Raw genomic sequence first — 22,343 nt, forward strand, 5'->3', positions numbered from 1 at the left:
CGTTACCTGTGCCTCTGGCCGTAAAGGGTATAGGTGACAAGCGTTGTCAGAATAATCCCCGCGCCGAGCGCAACAGAAAGCGAGGGAGCTTCACCAAGTATCAACCAAACCAACAAAGGGCCAAATAGGATTTCTAACAGCAATATCAAGCTTGCTTCTGCGGCGGGCAAGTAACGTGGCCCTAGGTTGATAAACAGAAACGAGCACGGCAACACAACGCAGCAAAGCATAAACACGAATACAGCATGTAGGGGGGGTAATTCAAAAGGTTTCGCCCCTGCTATGAGTGCAATTACCGCTGTAAATAACCCTCCATAAATCAAGAATACCGTGGCATACCGCGCCTGTGTTTTGCGCAGCATGATGAGATACACCGACATGGATAACGCGGTAACCAAAGCTAACGAATCGCCTTCAAGCTCGGCGGTGGTTGGTTGATAGCCAAATACTAGCCATATGCCGCCAACGGACACCAGAATTGCGATAACGGTTGAGCGCGCAAGTTTCTCCTTCAAGAAAAAGAAAGCCAGAACAGCAGTGATCAATGGCGCGGTGTTGGCGATCACTAAGGTGCTGGTGACTTGGGTATTGTCCAAGGAAAACACGAAGCAAATCGTGGATGCGGCGAGCAAGAGAGCCGTGAGCAAGGTACTAATAGAGGGCTTGAAAAAGTGCTGTTCAATGATCGATTTGTCGTTGTGCCACTGAACGAGAAAATAAACGATAGAGGGCAGTAAGCCACGCCAAAAGATCAGCGTCCATGGGTCGCTATCAATCAAGCGCACTAACAAGCTGTCAAAGCTTAAAATCATTACGCCAATAAGCGTGTAAAGGCGTCCTTTGGATTCACCTTGCAGGCCAGTCAACCTGCTTGAAAGGGTTGCAAACATCGGTTTCTGCTAGTCAGAGTTATTGGTATTCGGTTCACGCCAGCCAATTGCCAAGCTAAGCAAAATGGCACCTGCCAATGTCCCACATTGTAGCCAAAGGCCAGCATGATCATTTCAGCGATAAAGGTCGTAAAAATCCCGACCATAAAAATGAAACCGATCGCTAGAAGCAATGCGTTCGCATGGCACGCCTTTCGCCTGCGCCAGCATACGACAAAAACAGCGATGTAGCAGGCAAGGAAAGTGGCACTGGCGACATTGGCAATGAAGGAGAGGTTGAAAAAGTTAGTCAGCAGCATAACCAGCGCAATCAGTAAAAAGAACCCCTTACTGCCCCCTGCAAACATAGTTTGTCTGAATGCAGATGGCAGAATGCCTGAGCCTCCCATCTCTTTTGACACGTTTAACATAGAAAATACATTCGCCACGATGGAAGAGGCGGTCGCGAAGAGCGCGGCGACAGACACAAGGAAAAAGCCAAAGCTCCCGAGTATTGGTGCAGCGGCTTGCGCGACGGCTGTGTCAGTGTATTTGATAAGATCTTCTGGGCTCACATTGCCCAACACAACCAGTGCCAGTACCACATAAAGTACAATCACTAACCCAATGGCGAGCATAAAGGCGCGAGGCATATCTTTTTCTGGGTTGGAGACATCGGCTGAGGCACTGGCCATGAGTCCAAATCCCGAATAGGCGAAGAAGGCCAGCCCAATGCTGGAAAACATCATGGAGGAAGAAACATCTTGATGCACATCGAGCATACTTGGTTTGAGCGTAATCGCACCGACCACGATGAAAAGAAACAGGATGATAAGTTTCACTGCCACTAAAACAAGCTCGACACGCCCAACTGTTTTTGAGCCAAGCAAGTTAATGATGGTCAGTAACACCATGATGCCTGTAGCGTAAATATTGACCCAATCACTGTGCTCGGGCTGATGTAGAATGCGTGCGGCATATGCCCCAAAGGCCTTCGCGATCAACGCGAGCGTGAGTATTAAGGTAATCAAATAAAGGCAAGCGAGCGCGCGCTCAACAACGGGCGAGCCCATTCCCAGCGCAAAGAAATCGGTAACACCACCGCGGGATGGGTAAACAGCACTGAGTCTGGCGTAAGAGTATCCTGAAAACAGAGCTGCGATGCCGGCGAGCACAAAAGCTATCCAGGTGTCTCCCCGGACATTGATTGCAATTTGGCCGAGCAAGGCAAAGACCCCTGCACCCACCATCGAACCAATACCTAATGCTGCCACGCCCCAGATGCTGATATGCCTGTGATGATGGAGAGGATTTGAGTCTGACATCCGTATTCCTTGGGGCGACTGCGATTCAGTATCAAGGAGAATAGTTCATCTGTTTGAGGGCATATGACGCGGATCAGTGACAAATGCCGTGATGCTCAATATTTAGCGGCAACACGGCAATGATTTCGATAGGACAAATTGCAGGCGAGCTTGCTAGGTAGAGATGCCTATGTGCTCTTTGAGTGGCTTAAGAAAGCGGCGGCTGACAGGAACTTGAAAGCGGCTTGTTGTTGTAACTTCCGCTAGCCCGTTATCAAGCAATTTTATCTCACGAATATGATTCACATTGACCAAATACTGTCGATGGCAACGGATCAGCGGGGTTTTTTCTTCCAAGGTTTTCAACGTGAGTTGCGTGGTGCCATTCAATTGTGAAGATTGAATATGAACACCGCTTAAATCTGACTTAACGCTCTCAACTTCGCTGGTGGGCACGAGCAATATACGGTTATGACCCGAACAAGGTATTTGCGCCAGTGAGCTGGACGCCAGCGGTGAGAAGTTTTGTTGTTGTGTCAGCGTATTGAGGCTTTTTTGAAGCCGCAGAACGGTTTTTTGTAAACGAGACGGCTCGACAGGCTTCAACAAATAATCAAACGCATTATCTTCAAATGCCTGCAGAGCATAGTCGTCGTACGCCGTTACAAAAACCACGTAAGGCATGTTATTCGGGTCCAACATAGAAAGAAGCTCTAAGCCAGATACCTGAGGCATTTGAATATCAAGAAAGACGACATCTGGCCGGAACGCATTTATTTTCTGCAAGCCAATGATCGCGTTTGGGGCATCATCAATGACATTTACGATCCCCGTTTCCGTCAACAGCTCGGTGAGCTCTTCTCGGGCAAACTGTTCGTCATCAATAACAAGGGCGGTTAGCATGTTGCTTCAATACTCTTGTGAGCTATAACGGACGGGATGATAAACGTCATTCGCGTGAATTGGTTTGGTTGCATATCGATTTTTAGCGATGCATCACGGCCAAAATGGTTTTCTAATCGTTTAGTCACAATTTCCATGCCCAGCCCTTGATGGTCGGGGTTTGGAGGCTGATATGTTCCGGCGTTGTCTTCGACGACAATGGCAAATCCATTTTCAGTTTCCTCACTGAAAATACGAATCTCTCCACCTTCAAGGGATTGCGATATTCCATGTTTAATGGCGTTTTCCACCAACGGCTGAAGCGTAAAGCTTGGAAGTGCGATATCCAGCAAGTGATCTTGAATATCGATGACCACATTCAGTCTGTCGGTAAAGCGCGCTTTCTCGATGCTCAAATAGGCATTCACATGCGCTAACTCTTCTCGAAGCGTCACCGTGTTGATGTTCTGCTTGAGATTACTTCTAAAGAACTGCGACAAGTTTTGAATCAGTTCGCGTGCCTTGTCCGGATTGCGACGGATAACCGCACTGATGGTGTTCAAAGCATTAAACAAGAAATGCGGGTTAATCTGTGCTTGAAGCAGCTTAATTTCTGATTGTGTCAGCAAGGACTTCTGCTGTAAGTAGCCGCTAAACAAAATCTGGCTCGACAGCAGCTGCGCGATACCTTCTGCCATCGACATATTGATGGTGGAAAACAGCTTGTGCTTACGCTCGTAAAGCTTGATGGTTCCGACGACCTCATCGCCAGAACGCAAAGGAATAATGAGTGCTGAGCCCAGTTTGCAGTCGGGAGAAATAGAGCACTGATAGGGATTTTCGCTGCCATCGTGGTAGATAATTTTGTCCATCGCGATTGCGTCTTTGGTTGCTTGCGAGGAAATCACGGTATCTGGCAAGTGGTGGTCATCGCCAATGCTACAAAGGCGAGGATTTTTTCCTTATCACTAATGGCAACCGCACCCACACGCGTTTCTTCGTAAACGATGCGGGCGATTTTCCCCGCGTTTTGGCTGTTAAATCCGCTATGCAAAATGCCGACACATCGCTCTGCGATTTTGAGTGCCCGACGGGAAAAGGTCGCGGAGTATTTTTCGAAGATGGTTTTTTGATCCTGAAGGATGCTGACAAACAAGGCTGCACCAATGGAGTTGGCGATGATCATCGGGGCTGCAATGGCAGACACCAATGCATAAGCTTGGTCGAAGGGTTTAGCGACCAAGAGGATGATGAGCATCTGTGCCACTTCAGCAAACAAGGTGATACAGAAAACGACCGCCGGATTGAACAGGGCAGTAAGCTGATTTCTCCGCACAAAATAGACGTGAAGCAAGCCGCCAATCAGTCCTTCTGCCGTGGTAGAAATTGCGCAGGCGACGTCTGTAAACCCACCCAAAGAATAGCGGTGAAGTCCGCCCGTCAGTCCGACAAAAAAGCCGACGACAGGTCCGCCAAAGAGGCCGCCCATGACGGCACCAATGGCGCGGGTATTTGCAATGGCGTCGTTAAATTGCAGCCCAAAGTAGCTGCCTAATACGCAAAAGCCAGAGAAAAGGACATAACAAATAATGCGGTGGCTTAAACGGGACGAAATGTTCAGCAGCGGAAGAATAATGGGCGTTTTACTCAACATGTATGCGAGTACAAGGTAAACACACATCTGCTGAAGTAGGGAGATGACAAGTTCCATATCAGGCCTTACAGGGAGTTTTCGCTATTTTATTCTCGTCTGAGGTAGAAACAACAAGAGCCTGACAGTGCAGGCTCTTGTTCTTCGTCTTAATGATTCATTACGCTGTTTTGGTCACAACTTCTGGTTTTTCTTCGTCAGCCAGATCGTCTTCACCTTTGCCTTTTGAGGTCTTGATGACAAGACCCGTTACACCCAGTGCGAAGATGATGCCAGCAGCGGTTGAAATGTTCATTGGCAAGCCAAAGCCCAAGGTGCTGTTGTTCAGGATGAAGGTGACACACACGGTTGTCATAAACATCGCTGGCAGCGTGGTAATCCAGTGCAGTTTGTTGTGACGCAGCAGGTAAGCTGATGCAGTCCACAGCATCATTACAGCAGTCGCTTGGTTCGCGAAACCAAAGTAGCGCCAGATAATACCGAAATCGACTTGCGTCAGAATACCACCGACAACAAAGAGAGGGACGGCAACAATCAGACGGTTACGCAGCGTCTTTTGTTCCATGTTGAAGTATTCAGCCAAAATCAGGCGGCTAGAGCGGAACGCGGTATCACCGGACGTGATTGGCAGGATAACCACACCCAAGAAGGCGATAACGCCACCGAATACACCCAGCAAGCCAAACGACGCGCCGTATACAACGTTACCTGGGCCACCGTTAGCAACCGCAGTGTTCAATTCTTCCAGTGAGCCGAAGAAAGACAGAGCGATGGTACACCAAATCAGAGCGATGATACCTTCGCCGATCATTGCGCCATAGAACACGAAACGACCATTCTTTTCGTTTTCCATACAACGTGCCATCAGTGGAGACTGGGTTGCGTGGAAGCCAGAAATTGCGCCACATGCGATGGTGATAAACAGTGCAGGCCACAGCGGCATGTCGTCAGGGTTCATGTTGGTAAACATGTCCGAGATTTCGAAGCCACCCATCACAGTGTGTTCATCTGACAGGCCAATTGCTGTCATCAAGCCGACAGACATGAAAATCAGCAGTGCGCCAAAGAACGGGTAGAAACGGCCGATGATTTTGTCGACAGGAACGATAGTCGCCAGAATGTAGTACGCGAAAATGACGACAACCATGAAGGTCATGCTGACCGTCAGACTGGTTTGCTCGTTGATCAAGTTAGTGATCATGCCTGCTGGCGCAGAAACGAACACCACACCCACGAGAAGCAACAAGATAATGGCAAAGATGTTCATAAAATGTTTTGCGCCATTACCCAGGTAGCGACCTGTGATGCTAGGAACCGAAGCACCGCCATTGCGGATAGACAGCATGCCAGAGAAGTAGTCGTGAACCGCACCCGCGAAGATACAACCCACCACAATCCAAAGCATCGCTGCTGGGCCATACAGCGCCCCCATGATAGGACCAAAAATCGGGCCAACACCTGCGATGTTTAGCAACTGAACGAGGTAAACCTTTGGTGTCGACATTGGCACATAGTCAACGCCGTCGTTTTTAGTGTGAGCGGGGGTTTTGCGGTTTTCATTGATACCGAAGATTTTTTCTACAAAAGCTCCGTAAATGAAGTAGCCGCCGACAAGGGCTGCTACGCAGAAGAGGAACCACATCATGGCAATCGTCCTTATTGAGTTAATGCACTGTGGCTAATTTACGGGGTTTGAGGCAAGAGAGCAGTGGCTCAAAAGGTAAGTGGAAGAATAGCGTGGTAAACGGCAGCATCGCGGGCTAAGTGGCGAGGCCGAAAATAATGGTCCAAACACTCATCTGACCAATAGTGAGACATATGTACTATTTTTAATGAAGGAAAGTGTGTCTGCGTGATTTTCAGTGTGGCCTAGCGCAAGGAAACAGAGGGGAGCGCGGAATTTAGGTTAGCCATTTTTGACCTTGAGGTTGGGGATATGATTGCAGTTTCTCCTGACGGTGAACTTCGTGTTGTTAACGGGAACGATGTAGGATTTGCAGGTGATTTGATCATTGCCTTTCACGACGCCAGTTTTATGGCCTCTCCAGGAAGCACCGACTATCCGGGTTTGGGGAGTCGCGCCACTGCGTTCGTGATTGCAGACTATGGCCCACAGCCTGTGTTCTCCGCGATTGCTAATGACGGATTGGACGATGTGATGTCCCAGTCGTTTCCTAATTCAGGGATTGCCTCTGTGATTGGTCTTGCCAACTCTGGCATTCAAATCAGCAGAAAAAACGACGATGAAGACGACGAATCTCACGATGAGACGCGCGTGCCTCTCTCTGTCATTGAAGGGTGCTTGAACAGCGGTGTCGCCATGTCTGACATGGCAGGGTTCGACACCAAGGGTATTTTCGGCGAACTCTCTCCTTTCCAACTCGATCTCGTTGGTCGCATGTTCCCACTGGCTGAAATCATCGACCTCGATGACGGTGAGAATATCATTAGCGAAAACGCCATGATTGGCGATGAGGTAGGAATTAGAGCCGCAAAGGAGTTTGACGATGGGCACGGTGAAGTTACTTATTCTTTGAGCAAAGATGCGGGTGGTCTCTTTGCCATCGACCCAGAAACAGGCGTCGTCACAGTCGCAGGCAATTTAGACTATGAAACAGCGACGTCTTACGAAATAGAGGTCACGGCAACCTCGGAAGACAATCAAACCCAGACGAAAACCTTTACGATTTCACTGACCGACAGCTCTCCAGAAGAGGGAGACACAGACAATGCGGTGTCATCCATTTCGGCGATAAATGGGGTGCAAGGTGAAGTATCTGAGAGTATTACCAATGGCAGTTCCACGGGGCTGACTGTCAGTGCCATTGACGAAGATGGCGACTACATTACGTACGAACTGATTGATGACGCAGGCGGTACCTTTGAAATCGATAGTGAAACGGGTGAAGTCACGGTGGCAGACTCCTCACTGCTTGATTATGAAATCGCGCAATCACAAACCATAGTGGTACAAGCAACGTCGACGGATGGCAGCAGCACCACACAAACCTTTACGATTGATCTCACAGACGACAACACTGAATTCAGCATTTCCGCAGTAACAGATAATGACGCCAACCCCAATGTCGTACTGGAAAGTGCTGCAATCGGTACATCCGTTGGCGTCAACTTTGCTGCGTCGGATGGTGACCTTTCGGATACGATTAGCTATTCGCTCTCTGATGATGCTGGAGGTTTATTCCAAATCGATTCGACGACAGGTGAAGTCACGGTCGCAGCCGCATTGGATTATGAAACGGCAACCAGTCACAACATCACCGTTGTAGCAACATCTACGGACGGCACAACAACCAATCAAACCGTCACCATAAACATCACCGACGATACCTCCGAGTTTTCAGCCACAACCGTCACCGATACCGATGCTACCGCTAACAGCGTCTCTGAGAGTGCGGCAAACGGTGCGAGTGTGGGTATTGATTTTCACTCGGAAGACGGTGATGGCACGGACTCCATCACCTACACACTGACCGACGATGCAGGCGGGCTGTTTACGATTGATGCATCGACGGGAGAGGTTACGCTAAATGGTTCGCTAGATTATGAAACCGCGACTGACCATACCATTACTGTCAAAGCAACCTCGACCGATGGCAGTTCTTCTTCCCAAAATTTCACCATTCAAGTGGAAGATGACAAGACGGAATTCTCTGTGACCGCAGTGACGGATACTGACGGAACTGCCAATGTGATTTTGGAAACGGCGGCGATTGGTTCCACGGTAGGTGTTCAATTCACCGCGAGTGACAGCGATCTGTCCGATACCGTAACCTATTCACTGTCAGATGATGCGGGCGGGTTGTTTGCCATCAACCCAACGACAGGCGTTGTGACCGTTGCTGCCGCGTTAGATTACGAAACTGCGACCAGTCACGACATTACCGTTGAAGCCAAATCGACCGATGGCTCGACCACGTTTCAGACGGTCACCATCAATCTGACAGACAATACATCTGAGTTTTCAGCGACAGCGGTAACGGACTCAGATGCTAGCGCAAACAGCGTGTCCGAAAGTGCTACTATTGGTAGCTCCGTGGGCGTGACATTCCATTCTCAAGACGGCGATGGATCAGACTCGATAACCTACTCGTTAACCAACGATGCGGGTGGCCTGTTTGCCATCAATCCATCAACAGGGGAAGTGACGGTCAACGGCACTTTGGATTACGAGACCGCCACGTCACATGTTATTACCGTCTTAGCGACGTCAACGGACGGGAGCACCAGTACCCAAACGCTCACCATTGGTTTGACGGATGACACCAGCGAATACGCTGTTACGGCGGTGGTAGACACCGACTCTGGAGCAAATACGGTATCGGAAAACGCTGCTGTGGGTTCTCAGGTAGGAGTGACGCTAAGTGCCTCTGACAGTGATGCAACCGACACGGTGACTTATACGCTTATCGACAATGCAGGCGGTATGTTTGCGATTGATGCCAAAACCGGTGTGGTGACGGTCAATGGCAACCTTAACTATGAATCCGCGACTCAGCACACCATCGTTGTTCAAGCGAAATCTTCAGACGGCAGCACTAACAATCAATCCTTTGTGATAGACGTGACCAATGCGGATGCGTCGATGGGTGATACTGACAATAGCATTGGTGCCATTACAGACACAGATACCGACGTCGACCAAGTGTCAGACACGGCGAGTATTGGCGACACCGTTGGCATTGACGCGTCCGCTATTGATGCAGACGGCGACAACATTGTTTATAGCCTCTCTGATGATGCGAGTGGTCTGTTCACGATCAATAGCTCAACGGGTGTGGTGACGATAGCTGCGGATGTGAGCACGTTAACCGATACCACGCAAACCATTACTATAGTGGCGACTTCAAGCGATGGCTCCAGCAGCACAAAAGATTTTGATATCGACATCATTGATGGAGGTATTGGCGAGCTTTCCGATGCGGATTCGATGCAAAACCTTGTTGGTGATGCGAGCAATGGATATACCTATCTTCAAGCGCAAGCCGTTGATGGAGATGGAGACAGCGTTACCTATAGCCTGACAAATGACTACGGTGGCGCTTTCAGCATTAATGCATCAACGGGGCAAGTCTATGTGGCAAATCATTCATTGCTTAACGCCTCGACAAATCCTCAAGTGACCATTGAAGTCAAAGCCACATCCGGAGATGGTACGCACGTCTCTAAGGAATACACCATAGACGTGACGTCCGAAACGGTTGGTTCAAACATCTCAAATATCACGGACAGCAATGGAGGTTCCAACTCCGTCAGTGAAAGTGCTGCAAACGGGACAGCTGTGAATCTCACGGCGGCCGCAACACCAGGGGGCATATCTAATTGGATTGATAATACGTATGTTGCTTGGCACGGCCACATGGGTAATACCATTCAAGGCTTGCATGTTGGTGGTATACCGTCTGGAGCAACGGTGAAGTTCTATGTGGGAAACACTGTGGTTCACACAGTTACCACTAATGGTGATTACAAGGTGTACGGTACCAACTCAAGTGGTACAGACAACATTCCAAACGGAAGTGATGTATGGGCAACGGTTACATACAATGGCATGACGTCCAATGTTGCCAAGGGCTATCACTTCCAAGACCCTTGGAATAACTACCAGATCTCTAAATCCACGACACAGGACAGCGTGACCTATTCATTGACGGATGATCACAACGGTGCTTTTCAAATTAACTCAAGCACGGGTGTTGTGACAGTCAGAGATAATTCCAAACTCGATTTTGAAACTGACCCGAATCCAACGGTGACAGTGAGAGCCGTTTCAAGTGGCGGTTCGGTGTCCATTAAGACGTTCGGTATCACTCTAACTGATGATTTCTCTGCTGTTGCAGATACCTACTCTGCGACAGAAGAGGGAACGCTCACCGTAAATGCGAGCTCGGGTCTGTTGTCCAATGATACTGGCGATACCAACAACGCCATTGAGATTGCGACGGACAACAGTGGTAGCGATGCATCTACTGTGTCTGCTGCGGTGACATTGACAACAACGTTAGGGGGAACGGTCACGGTGAATCCTGACGGCTCATTTACCTACACCGCACCACTGTTGGACCATACGTCATCATCAAGCATCGAGGATAGCTTCTACTACCGCGTAGGCGACGGCAGTTGGACTAAGGTGGCGTTGAATGTCGACGATATGGACATTACTGCCAATGATGACAGTGACAGTGTGGGCGAGCTAGGAACCATTTACGGCAACGTCATCTCAGACAGTGGCGGCACAGACTCGGCCGCTTCCGATGCTAAAGTCACCTCCGTTCTCTATGACGGGACTACCTATTTCATTTCCGGTGCGACAACGATAACAGCAACGCACGGGACACTGACGATAAACCCTGAAGGGAGCTACTCCTTTGTCTCTTCAGTGTCGGGCTCTGGTCCTTACAGCGATGAGCTATTTACATACACCTTAGGGGATGATGACGGAGACTCTGATACTGCGGTGCTAACCATCGCCCATGACCTTTCGATGACTGCTGTCGCCGATGTCGTGTCTGTTTACGAATCCAGTTTGGCGTACGGGTCAGAGGTCGGTGCTGATCTCCACTATCGTGTAGGCAATGTGCTTGATAACGATCTTGGTATCACCGGTGATGCCGAAGTCACATCGGTCGAGTGGAACGGTACCACTTACAATCCAAACGGTTCAGGTGTCATTGTTATTCCTACAGACCACGGCGAATTTACGCTATACACGGAAAACTATGGCGTGCACCGCGCTGGCGAATTTCAGTTTCATCTCACAACAGCCAGTGATGGCAGCAATGAAACAGAGGTCTTCACCTACAACGTTTCAAACTCATCAGAATCAGTAAGCTCAACCGTCACCGTGAGCATCGTGGATGACCCTATCATCTCTTTTGCGGGCATGGGCTCTGACGACAGTTTTACCGGGACTTCTGCAGACGAAACCATTTTTGGTGGCGGCGGCGCAGATACACTCGATGGCGGCCTTGGAAACGACCTGATAGTTGGCGGCGCGGGTGGAGACACTCTCACTGGCGGCAGTGGCTCAGACACCTTTAAGTTTCTGCATGCAGACGTGGAAGGCACGACTGGCGTTACGATTGACCACATTGCCGACTTTGATTTGCAGAGCGATGTGCTCGATTTATCGGACTTATTGCAGGATGAGAGCGATGGTACGTTAGATGACTACCTGTCAGTGCTTGATGATGGTTCGGGACACGCGGTTATCAGTATCTCAAGCCATGGTGATGGTTCAGTCGACCAGCAAATCGTGTTTGATAACTTATCAGTTTCTGACATGGCGGCCGCTTACTCGATTGATACATCGGGGAAAACAGATGGTGAAGTGAGCTCGCTCGTCTTGGTGAATATGATGCTTCAAGCTCAATTGACCATCGACCACTAACTCACGTCCATAATAAAAACGGGGCTACTTAGCCCCGTTTTGTTTACATACTCATTCCCATGCCAGCGTTGGCTTTTTTACCAACATTGTAGAACCAGAAGGAAAGGGGAATGAAAATCAGATTCATGATGGTGGTGAAGTTCATACCAAAGCCATCCTGAATGAGCGGTCTTAAGGACGAGTCGTTGACGGCGAATCCCAACGCATGGAAGACAACATCAATGCACAACCCTGTCATGAGAATAGCCACGAACAGGAGTCCAACCATCCATTTTGCAGGGCGATGACCATAGTACTTTTGATAAACCCGCATCATCGGAATCGTCAGCACGTCAGCCAGGATAAAGCCAATCACACCGCCAAACGAGATTCCGCCATGCCAAAGTGCTGCTGCGAGCAATAAGTTACCTACCGAGCAGACGTAGGCAATCATGGCGACGAATATCCCGATAATCACATCGAGGAAAGAGTGCAGCCAAATAGGAAGGTTAGCGTCACTGCTGATGAACAATGCGCGCCAGCCATCCAGTGGAACGACGGCAATCAAAAGCGAAGACACCACGACACCAATCAAGATTTCTTTGCCAATCATGGCTAAATCCATATGGAAAAAGCTGGCAGCTTTGGTGATTTTTGCCATGGATGAACCCGTGTCAGAGTTCTCCATATGCATATGTTCGTGATCATGATGGCTCATGCTTCCCATGTCTTTGCCACCCATATCCATTCCGCAGTCACTCATGCTGCTTTCAGGGTGCGTACCTTCTTGCGCATGGTTGTGGTCGTGACCTTCATGGTGCATGTGTTGATGACTTTCATGATGCATCTCGCCCATATCCATGCCGCAATCTGCATGATTTTCATCGTGCGTCATGTGCATATGGTCGTGATGAGCCATGTCTCCCATATCCATGCCACAGTCGTGCGTTGCAGCGGGCGCATTTTCTGACGCCAGTTTTTCCCTGAGTTCGTCTTCCACATCTTTAGGGAAGAATTGGCTAAACAGGACGGCGACGAAGATGATCAGAAGAATGCCACCTAATATTTCTCCCCAAAGAAACGTCCAACCGAGCAGAGCAACCAATACGATAAACATTTCGAGTATCAGGTTGGTACTCGACACTAAAAACGCCATCGCATTAGCAATAGTGGCTTTTTTAATCAGCAAAGTGTGGGAAAGGGATGCGGCTGCATAAGAGCACGATGAAGACACAACACCAAGCATGGTGGTGATGGAAAGACTTCTTACGTTGGTGTGTCCAAGGTTGGATGACACGGTGTCGACAGGAAGCAAGTTACGAATGAAAGATGAAAGCATCAAACCAAACGCAAGCGGCCAATAGATTTGCCAAACCATGTTAAAGAAAACATCGAAAATATGAAGTATGAAATTACTGTTCTCGCCACCCATATCTGCTACCTACCCTAGTGAGATGGGAGCTTTACCATGCACACTTAGAGGAGAGAGTCGGGCAAGTTTGTGCTCCTGTTCAGAGGGAGGAGTGACTGACGCTGTTGTTATGATGGTTCCTGTTCATGGAAACAATGGAGCGACTAGATCAATAGAGCGTCAGTCAAACTTGCTTATTCCTGTGCCTCTAAGAAGCGTGGAAATAAAGCTATCTTATTAAAATCGCTGTCATCGTATTTCCAGAGAAATACTGGACAGCAGCGAGAAACTTGAAAGATAAGTTCTCACTGACCGAAAACTATTCTTCGTCGTCATCAGGTCCCATCACGATCGTGACAGGGCCGTAATAGTGATGGTGATGATGGGTGGTGCGGTGGTGGTGATGAGTGCCTTTGTGCGCGTTTACGCCGCCGTGTAAATGATGCCCATGACTTGGCTCGTGCTCGCGGTAATCCATATGATCTTTGTTATGTTTGTGCTCTACGCCTTCGCCATAAGCATGTTCCATCGTTTCATGAGTAGACACTTTGGTTTTTTGCTGTGCCATAATGGCCTCCTGCTAGTGCTAGCTGTTTGTTTACAAGGATTTATTACCTAACTTGATTTCATTGTAACGCCGAAAAAACGCGGTAAAGCAGTGGGAAAACTGAAACATAAGTTCTCGGTGGCGTTCGATATTCTTCGCTTTCCTTCAGGGGCAATAGCCGATAACAATGTTCGCGGGAGGCGAGTGTTATTAAGGCGTAGTCCTCTAGTGGAATTGCGTTATTCAATGGATTTAGACACCACCAAGTCTGGCACTAAACCCTTTTTGTGGTGGTTTGATTGCGTTTCAATGCTGAGATAGGGAATTAAATTTTAGGGATTCATGATATGGCTCAATGTGGACTTCTGTGAGCATCGGCACCAATCTTTCTATGATGTCTTCCTGTTGAAACTATTAGCGTTACACTGAATAAAAACAAACAGGAGGGAAACGTTTGTCATTGCCTAGTAAAACAAAAACCAGCTTCTATCGTCGACTGCTCGTCGCGTATTTGATTGAGCAAGGCTTCAATACCGTGCCGGCCATTATGAAAGAAACGGGTATGCCAAGGCGCACCGCGCAAGACACCATTGATGCGCTCGGAGAGTTGGATGTCGACGTGCATTTTGTCGGAGCCAACAAAAATGGTGGCTACGAAATTTCGAGTTGGGGCGCGATCAACAAATCCTGGGTGAAGAAAAATCTCTCTTCCATCAAAGAAACGTTGAACTACCCCGTCGAAACGCCTTAGAAATCGTCCCAATCGTTATTTGGCTCAACCTTCTTTGGTGGCTCAGGATGACTGACCAGCCCTAAAGGCGATCTTGGCGTTACGTCTTTTGTTGAAAAGAAAGACAGCAGCGACAACATGTATTTTGATTGAGATGCCATGGTGGCACTCGCCGTGGCAGTTTGCTCAACCATGGTGGCGTTTTGCTGCGTCATCACATCCATCTGGTTTACGGCTTTGTTGACCTGTTGAATGCCAAGTGCTTGTTCACTTGCGTTTTCAGAGAGGATGAAGATGATGTCATTCACATCGCTGACGGCCTTTTGAATGTCACCCAGTGTATCGCCAGAGCGGTTAATCAGCTCAGAGCCCATTTCCACTTTAGCGACACTATCTTCAATCAACACTTTGATTTCTTTTGCCGCCGTGGCACAGCGTTGTGCCAACGAGCGGACTTCACCTGCAACCACTGCAAACCCGCGTCCTTGATCGCCGGCGCGTGCTGCCTCGACTGAGGCGTTCAGTGCGAGAAGGTTGGTCTGGAAGGCGAGCACATCAATAACGCTGATGATTTCTGAAATCTTGCGGCTGGATTGGTTGATGTCTTCCATGGCTTTAACTGCAGAAGAGACGACTTTTCCGCCTTCTTTCGCTTTCTCATCCGCGCTCTGCGCCAGTTCACAGGCGCGGGTTGCAGAGTTTGAGCTGTCAGAGAGCGTTTTTGTCATCTGCTCCATGCTTGCCGCTGTCTCTTCCAAGCTTGAAGATTGTTCTTCGGTGCGCTTACTTAAATCTTGGTTTGCTGCGGCTATTTCTTCCGCACCTGTGGTCACACCGGAAGCCGACTGGCGCATATCGACAACGACCTGATCGAGTTTTCTGATCGTATCATTGGCGTCTGATTGCAGTTTGGCGAATGTGCCTCGTACTCTCCCTCAATTTCGACATCGAGTTTGCCGTGAGAAAGTGCGTCGAATACGTTTACCGTTTCAGACAAAGCGTTATGCAGCACGTCCATCAACTCATTAAGACCATCAGCAACATAGAGGAAGAATCCTTCTTTTTCCTCCGTGCGGATGCGAGACGTCAACTGACCACCTTTGGCCTGATCAATCATGGCTTTGATTTCGCGCTCAGAGACTTTCTGGTTGGTTTTGTCTTGCCACTCGACAACCGTACCTATGCGCTCTTTGGCCTCGTTTAATACAGGCACCACAGTGATGATGAAATTTAGATTGCCGAGTTCAAGTTCCTCGACGTGTGAATGGGTCATTTCATTGAGCGCAAGTTTCTGTAAGAAGGTAGATGTCTTGAACATAGTCAGGGATGAGCCGACTAATGCCTTTGCCTCAAAGTTCTCTATTTCATCAGCCAAGATTTGCGCACGACGTTTAAAGAGGTGAGATGCAGCATTGTTCACGTAAACAATGTTGTGGTCGTTATCCGCCATCATGACGCTGGTTTTTACGTTGTCTAGCGCTTGCTTGATTTGGGTTAGACGAATGGCGAGTTCGCGCTCTTCTTCATACTTGGTTTTCAGATCGCCAAGAATCCAAACAGCGAACGACAGAGCAACAATGACGGCAATAGAGGACGTCAGCAATAGCCAATAAAACTGGTTGTACTGTCGTTCAATACGCTCTTCAATGATGGTTTTTACCCAAGGGAGAGATTCGGCAACCAATGCGCGTACTCTTGAAATGGCTTCGGTGCCATCATCCCAAATTTGGTCAGAAGACAATTCAGTTTGCCCGCTAGAAAGAAACGACAGCATTTCTCGGGAGAACAATTGAATAGAGCTTTGCGCCTCAGTGGCATAACTTCGAAGGGCTTGGTCCATGCGTTGGTCGGCGAGAAATACCTGTTTGAGTTGATACGATACTTCTGACATACCAATCCCAGCGGCCACTTTTGTCAGACTATTTAACTGCTTGTTAGAGACCTCTTCGCCAGATTCTAATTTGGCTAAAATGCCAGAGCCTTTACCGCGAGTAATACCGATGAGCTCTTGTTGTTGTAGCGCGAAATTGGTTGATAAATTAATGAGGTAGGCACTGGTGGCTTCAGAATCAAACGACAACCCCGACTTGTCTGAAAGGCTAGTTAAGAGTTGGCGCAGGTTCTGAATGGCGTCCGTGTAGCGTTGGAAGACTTCGTCTGGTGTGCCAACAAACTCTGTGCTTTTTAGGTTTTCCCATTGGACGCGAACAATGTTGACTTCATTGATGATGTCGACATTGCTTTTGATGTCGCTGGAGTTTGCGAGTGAAAACAGGGCGGATAGCTTTTCGTCAACGTTACGCTGCGCATTTCGAATGTCGGGAAGCACGCTTTCATCGCCATTGAGATAACGATTGGTATTGCCGCGCACTTGTTGAATAGGGGTGATTAGCTCATAGACAGGCCAAATAAGCTGCAGGCCACTGAGCTCTCGCTCGTGTCCACGAATAGATGAGATGTGCTGAAGTACCGCCGCAGCGATGAGGTACGAGATAGCGACCACAAGCAAAGAGACAACAATACCAATTTTGGCTTTCACACTAAGTTGGGTGATGAAACGTTTACTGAAGTTAGCCATAACATTCCCTAAATCTCACCGCAGCAAAAAACAAACTGCGAAACGACGTACTGATTGCTATTGATTTATCGAGACAAGTGTCTACTTACTAATAAAAAATAGCACAGGGAATGTGAAGTTGATCGTGTCAGGTATTTATTAAGAACTGATGGCTCAACGTTGGGGTTGATGAGAGACGTAAAACGGCGAAAAAAGGAAAAACAAACGCCCAAGCTAGGGCGTTATTTGATATGGATATTGTTGCTTGTAGATGCCAAATTAACGTTATTAATCAACATCTCGCGCGTCTAACCTGCAGTAATCGTCGTTAGATTAAATGCGCTCAGCCAGATATGCGTCGTAATCTGGCACTTCAATCTCAACTTCTTGCGACATATTTGGCGACGTTATGAGGTAGCCAGCAGATGCACGGTTAATGGCGACTGGGATGTTCCAAACTGCTGCGATACGAAGCAGGGCTTTTACATCTGGGTCATGAGGTACTGCACTTAATGGATCCCAGAAGAAGATCAGAACATCAATTTTCTTCTCGCAGATCATTGCGCCGAGTTGTTGGTCGCCGCCCATTGGACCGCTCATCAAAGAGGTAATTGTCAGTCCGGTTTCTTTACTCAGTAGACTTCCCGTTGTGCCGGTAGCAAAAAGTGAATGTTGAGCCAGAGCTTCCTTGTTTTCTTTCACCCAACGAACGAGCTCAGACTTACAGTGGTCGTGAGCAACAAGGGCGATTTGTTTGCGTGAATCTACTTTTCGAGTGGTGGACTTCATTCTTAACTTCTTTATTTATAGAGAAAACAGAAAGCACATTCTGAAGGAAGTGAGCGGCTATCTGCGACAACTTAGGACTAAATTCCCGACAGGGATCTGCTATTCATACCGTGACGCATATGCATCGATTGTGACATGTCTGTTTTCGTTAATCACCCATGGATAGCTGATACTCGTGACAGAAAGCACTAATTATCCGAGTAAGCGAGGTATTTTTGTTCTTTATTGCCACTTTCAAGCCAATTGAGGATGAAGTGGGCGACGTACTCTGGTTGGTTCAGATCTAACACTTCTACATCACGTCGTTTGCCGCCAGACTCAAATGTCTCGTCGCACGCAATGGCGATGATGTTTTCATCCTCGATGTGCAGAAGGGATTTTCCATAGCTTGGACGGTGCACTTCAATTTTTGTCAGCGTCGCGTCGCGGAATCCTTCAACAATCACGAGGTCGAGGCGTGAGTGGTCCAGTTGTGCCAAGCACTCTTTCAGTTCGGGCTCTCTTTCTTCGGCGTCGTGGTACTCAAAAAACAACATGTGGCGTTTGGCGGTTGCCAGCAAAAGTTGATCACTGCCCGCATAGCGGAGACGGTAGCTGTCCTTTTTCGGTGGATCTGGTTCTATGGTGTGATGCTATGTTTTAACACGCCAATACGAAGGCCTTGGTTCTTCAAATGCGGGATAACTTGTTCTAGTAGCGTGGTTTTCCCTGAGCCACTGAATCCGGCAAAGCCGATAACCGGAGTTAACTTGTTGGATTCCATAATCTTCGTTGCCCTAAATGAAATGTGTCATTCTAAAAAGTGATAAGGTCCAAAATAAATCAGTGCGCGTACAAGATTAAGACGTGCACGATGGCAAAGAGGCACTACAGTTAGTCTTAGTTAATCGTTGTTCTCTAAAATACACACCAATACGGGCCTGGCTGGGCAAGTATTCCATGCACACAAAGTTCTTATGGATAAGCGATTGTGAGCATGAGTTGGCTAGAAGCAGACTCGATTAATGCAGATACACCTGATTATCACGGAGCGATAATATGTGGGTTACACTCGATTTTGAAGCTTCAGGCCTCACTGAAGCTTCATATCCGATTGAAGTTGGTTACAGTCTTCCTGATGGGTCAAGCGTGAGCTTGCTAATCAACCCCGAATCTTCCTCTGAAAATTGGCAATACTGGGATGAATACGCCGAGAACGAAATTCACGGTTTGAGCGAGGTGAAATCATCTCAAACGGTATGTCAGTGTTTGATGTGTGTACGCATCTTAACAGCACCTTGTGTTTTTATGATGATGTTATTTGTGACAGTCAGTGGGATTTGTTCTGGCTGGGACGTTTGTACAAAGCCGCACACATGAGACCAACCTTTACGTTGACAGAAGTAGGTCATTGGCTTCAACGCATCGAAGGTGTTCAAAAGTCAGACTTCATTTCAGCATTGGATGCACTTGGCCCTGCGCCTCACCGAGCAGAAGCCGACGCCAAGTATATTCGAGATGCACTGTCTAAGCTTTTGAATCGGCAAAGCTGTTCTTAATGTGAACGCGTGAGTTACCATGGGCGTTGGGTCTCTCACGCAGTTCTTATCATGACAAAAAACACACCTATTCACTTCGCAACCTTTAATGTCTCTTTGTCCGCTGATGTGCCGGGACAGATACGCAGTGAACTAGAAAGCAATAGTAAGAGAATTCAAAAACTCGCGGCCACCATCCAGTCGTGTCGTCCTGATGTTCTGCTGTTATGCGAGTTCGACCATCCTGGCAAAGGCGGGGATGATGGCTCGTTGGCACTGTTTTGCGAAAGATATTTAGAAGTGGGGCAGTTTGGTCAGGACCCTGTGTATTATCCTCACCGCTATCTTCCGCCTACCAATACAGGTTTACCCGTTTTTTCCTCAGATGATGCCTCTCAATCACCAGAAAAAGCGCAGGGGTTTGGAAGATGGCACGGACAATACGGTTTTGTTGTTTTGAGCCGATTTCCTCTGCTGGTGGATGAGGTCAAAACGTGGCAGCACTTTCTTTGGAAAGACTTACCAAACAATGCAATCCCCAAAGGCTATTACTCTGATGACGTTTTAGAACATCGGAGAGTGTCGTCTAAGAACCATATTGCACTTCCCATTGATATCCACGGACACGTTGTCACACTGGTCGCTTGCCACCCAACGCCACCTGTTTTTGATGGACCAGAGAAGCGCAACTATCGACGTAACGCTGATGAATTGAAGTTGCTAGAGGCTATCATCAGCAACGAAGCTTACTTGGTTGACGATGAAGGAAAAGCTGGTGGTGTTACCGAGGATATGCCGTTTGTCATAATGGGCGATCTTAATGCTGACAGCGTAAACGGTGATGGTGACAAAGAAGCCATAGCGTCTTTGCTCAATCATGAAAGAACAGAAAAATCGGTTCGACCTTGCAGCAACGGGGCAGTGGAGTACCTTTCGCATGGAGAAGGCGAAAATAAAGCCCTTGCCACACATAACCGAGGTTTACGACTCGATTATGTGTTGCCATCAACAGACTTTAACATACTGAATCAAGGTGTTTTCTGGCCAAGTCGCCAAGAGCCTTTGCACAGTTTGATCACGGACAGCCGAGGCCGATTGTCATTCGATGCGCCGTCAGATCATCGCCTAGTATGGCTAGATGTGACGTTGAACTAAGCGTGGTTTAGTTTAGCCATCAAGCTTTTTGGTGGCTGTTTTCCCGATGAAATACCCAGCAAAGAACACCGCAACGAAGATGAGAGTTGCTGCGCCATAAGCCGCTGCATCAGGCAGTCCCAATCCAAAGCCAAATCCGAAACTCAGCCCCAGAAACGCTTCCTTTAGCCATTGCGATGCAGGCGCGTTTACGCTCATGCCAATGGCAGCAATGAAGGCTAGTAAGGCAAGAAGACCAATCTTAAGACCAATAAGGGTTGAACGCTGCATATACGGCTCCTGAAAAATATCGGAGCCAGTATATGGGATAGGCGATGAAAAGTGATAGCGCGTTAGCGCCTCACTTGATGGCATGCGTGATAAATCGACGGATCTCGTCATTGTCTTGTGGTGCGTTGAAAGAAGGCGTGATTTTCTGCGGTGGAATGAAAATGCCTTTTTCTACCAATCGGTTGATTTGTGGCAAGTGCATCAGCGCGGTCTTTCCACACAGCAAATTCAAGAAACCTTCTTCTTGCTCGTAGGCATTTAGCACTTCATGAAAGCCTTTGAGATAGAGGTAATCTTTGGTGAAACCGCCACCTCGGTAAACGCGTGCGGTAATGGTGAAAGCAAGGTTTCGCTCCACGCCGTACTGTTCTTTTAGCATCATGAAGGTGGTGCGGAATGACTTGTCTTTAATCATCGACTCAACGGCTAATACCCTCAGTGCCAATATCTTGAGACGTTTAATCGTCAGATGACCCGCAAGGTATTCACTGAGGATTGCCATGCCTTCTTGGGTCATGGTGTTAACAGGACAACCCAGAGATAGGATTTTTAGTGGTTGAGCGCGAGCATTTAACGTGGTGACTAGGTGAACGCCAAGTTCGTGATGCGCGAGGGCGTTCGCTTCGACCAAGGGCACGATCGCGGATGAGTTGATTTTTACTGACGTGCCGGATACCAGCGCATTGGCGATCATGTTGTCATCAATGATTAACTGGTAGTCATAGCCTTCTTTTTTGGCGAAGGCTTCCATCATCTGTTGGATGCCAGTCGCGTCGACAAAGGCACTGTCTTCATCATCTGTGTCTGGAAGGTGAAGAATAAACGTGGCGTTACGAATATCCTTCTCACTCGGCTCGCCAAAGTAGCGTAGTGAGTTATATAGAAACTCATTACTGCCAATGGTTTGAAGCTGATCGACCTTATCAGCGTAAGAAACGATGACATCCTCGTAGATGGTTTGAAGATCGGGATCTTCCACTTTTTCTACAGGGAGGTTGAATAGTTGTCGTTTGAGTTGAAAGGCGTTGGCTACAGATTCTTTGTAGGTGAAAGTGGGCTCAAACGAATAGTGGCGGTCAAAAAAATTCGCCTTTTGTTCTTTGTAATTAAGAGGGCTAACCGCGGAGAGAATTTCAATGCCATTAACCAGTGAGAATAGCGCATCATCCAATTTCGCTGCGTAGCGAAGATCTGTGCGTGGGGGAAAAGCCAAACATCCTGTACTCAAAATCACATCCCTCAATCGCACCCCGACAAGCCATCTTGTCACATCC

The 22,343-nt window shown here is 48.1% G+C and carries 14 protein-coding genes and 3 pseudogenes; 4 read left to right on the forward strand and 13 right to left on the reverse strand.

Features of this window, described 5'->3' with window-relative positions; genetic code table 11:
• Nucleotides 1–2: 2 nt before the first annotated feature.
• The 5 genes and pseudogenes from ATN88_RS15815 to ATN88_RS15835 all read right to left on the reverse strand — a co-directional run bounded on the left by ATN88_RS15815 (nt 3) and on the right by ATN88_RS15835 (nt 6,351).
• Entirely contained in the window at nt 3–890 is an 888-nt protein-coding gene (locus ATN88_RS15815; RefSeq protein ID WP_067417950.1) for a DMT family transporter, read from the reverse strand.
• Nucleotides 863–2,194 carry an APC family permease gene (locus ATN88_RS15820; protein WP_157490734.1) on the reverse strand — a complete coding sequence of 444 codons (1,332 nt, stop codon included), beginning with the start codon at nt 2,192–2,194 and terminating at the stop codon, nt 863–865. The genes ATN88_RS15815 and ATN88_RS15820 overlap by 28 nt, the downstream gene beginning before the upstream one ends.
• Before the next feature lie 153 nt (nt 2,195–2,347).
• On the reverse strand, nt 2,348–3,076 hold the full coding sequence (gene btsR / locus ATN88_RS15825; protein ID WP_067417953.1) for a two-component system response regulator BtsR: 729 nt from the start codon (nt 3,074–3,076) through the stop codon (nt 2,348–2,350).
• Nucleotides 3,070–4,766: pseudogene (locus tag ATN88_RS15830) on the reverse strand (LytS/YhcK type 5TM receptor domain-containing protein). The gene btsR and the pseudogene ATN88_RS15830 overlap by 7 nt, the downstream one beginning before the upstream one ends.
• A gap of 100 nt (nt 4,767–4,866) precedes the next feature.
• Nucleotides 4,867–6,351 carry a carbon starvation CstA family protein gene (locus tag ATN88_RS15835; RefSeq protein ID WP_067417956.1) on the reverse strand — a complete coding sequence of 495 codons (1,485 nt, stop codon included), beginning with the start codon at nt 6,349–6,351 and terminating at the stop codon, nt 4,867–4,869.
• Nucleotides 6,352–6,642: 291 nt separating this feature from the next.
• Between ATN88_RS15835 and ATN88_RS15840 the strand changes: the two genes are divergently transcribed.
• Complete coding sequence (locus tag ATN88_RS15840; RefSeq protein WP_067417959.1) at nt 6,643–12,114, forward strand: cadherin domain-containing protein; 5,472 nt, start codon at nt 6,643–6,645, stop codon at nt 12,112–12,114.
• A 43-nt stretch (nt 12,115–12,157) separates the two neighbouring features.
• Here ATN88_RS15840 and ATN88_RS15845 read toward each other — a convergent pair whose 3' ends face one another.
• Nucleotides 12,158–13,525, reverse strand: a complete 1,368-nt coding sequence (locus ATN88_RS15845) for a permease (protein ID WP_067417962.1) — start codon at nt 13,523–13,525, stop codon at nt 12,158–12,160.
• 298 nt (nt 13,526–13,823) lie between these two features.
• The gene (locus ATN88_RS15850; RefSeq protein ID WP_067417965.1) at nt 13,824–14,072 is read right to left on the reverse strand and encodes a hypothetical protein; all 249 of its coding nucleotides are present in this window, start codon (nt 14,070–14,072) and stop codon (nt 13,824–13,826) included.
• A 433-nt stretch (nt 14,073–14,505) separates the two neighbouring features.
• On the opposite strand from ATN88_RS15850, the gene ATN88_RS15855 reads away from it, so the two are divergent.
• Entirely contained in the window at nt 14,506–14,802 is a 297-nt protein-coding gene (locus tag ATN88_RS15855; protein ID WP_067417968.1) for a helix-turn-helix domain-containing protein, read from the forward strand.
• Here the strand turns inward: ATN88_RS15855 and ATN88_RS15860 are convergent.
• The 4 genes and pseudogenes from ATN88_RS15860 to mobB all read right to left on the reverse strand — a co-directional run bounded on the left by ATN88_RS15860 (nt 14,799) and on the right by mobB (nt 18,890).
• Nucleotides 14,799–15,635, reverse strand: a complete 837-nt coding sequence (locus ATN88_RS15860; RefSeq protein ID WP_067417971.1) for a methyl-accepting chemotaxis protein — start codon at nt 15,633–15,635, stop codon at nt 14,799–14,801. The genes ATN88_RS15855 and ATN88_RS15860 overlap by 4 nt on opposite strands.
• Nucleotides 15,611–17,359, reverse strand: a complete 1,749-nt coding sequence (locus ATN88_RS15865) for a nitrate- and nitrite sensing domain-containing protein (protein WP_067417973.1) — start codon at nt 17,357–17,359, stop codon at nt 15,611–15,613. The genes ATN88_RS15860 and ATN88_RS15865 overlap by 25 nt, the downstream gene beginning before the upstream one ends.
• A 312-nt stretch (nt 17,360–17,671) precedes the next feature.
• Nucleotides 17,672–18,127: a methylglyoxal synthase gene (locus ATN88_RS15870; RefSeq protein ID WP_067417976.1), complete on the reverse strand. Its 456-nt coding sequence runs from the start codon at nt 18,125–18,127 to the stop codon at nt 17,672–17,674.
• 188 nt (nt 18,128–18,315) lie between these two features.
• Nucleotides 18,316–18,890, reverse strand: a pseudogene (mobB, locus tag ATN88_RS15875) (molybdopterin-guanine dinucleotide biosynthesis protein B).
• Between the two features lie 275 nt (nt 18,891–19,165).
• On the opposite strand from mobB, the pseudogene ATN88_RS15880 reads away from it, so the two are divergent.
• Both ATN88_RS15880 and ATN88_RS15885 read left to right on the forward strand, forming a co-directional pair.
• Nucleotides 19,166–19,665 (forward strand): annotated as a pseudogene (locus tag ATN88_RS15880) (hypothetical protein).
• Nucleotides 19,666–19,716: 51 nt separating this feature from the next.
• Nucleotides 19,717–20,799: an endonuclease/exonuclease/phosphatase family protein gene (locus ATN88_RS15885; RefSeq protein WP_232313303.1), complete on the forward strand. Its 1,083-nt coding sequence runs from the start codon at nt 19,717–19,719 to the stop codon at nt 20,797–20,799.
• A gap of 12 nt (nt 20,800–20,811) precedes the next feature.
• On the opposite strand, the gene ATN88_RS15890 is transcribed toward ATN88_RS15885, so the two are convergent.
• Together ATN88_RS15890 and ATN88_RS15895 are read right to left on the reverse strand one after the other, a co-directional pair.
• A complete protein-coding gene (locus ATN88_RS15890) occupies nt 20,812–21,069 on the reverse strand; it encodes a hypothetical protein (protein WP_067417979.1) in 258 nt (85 codons plus the stop codon).
• A gap of 70 nt (nt 21,070–21,139) precedes the next feature.
• Nucleotides 21,140–22,297, reverse strand: coding sequence for a flavohemoglobin expression-modulating QEGLA motif protein (locus ATN88_RS15895; RefSeq protein WP_067418068.1), 1,158 nt, complete (start codon nt 22,295–22,297; stop codon nt 21,140–21,142).
• Nucleotides 22,298–22,343 lie beyond the last annotated feature (46 nt).

Source organism: Enterovibrio coralii, from assembly GCF_001559595.1.
GTDB classification, from domain to species: domain Bacteria; phylum Pseudomonadota; class Gammaproteobacteria; order Enterobacterales; family Vibrionaceae; genus Enterovibrio; species Enterovibrio coralii.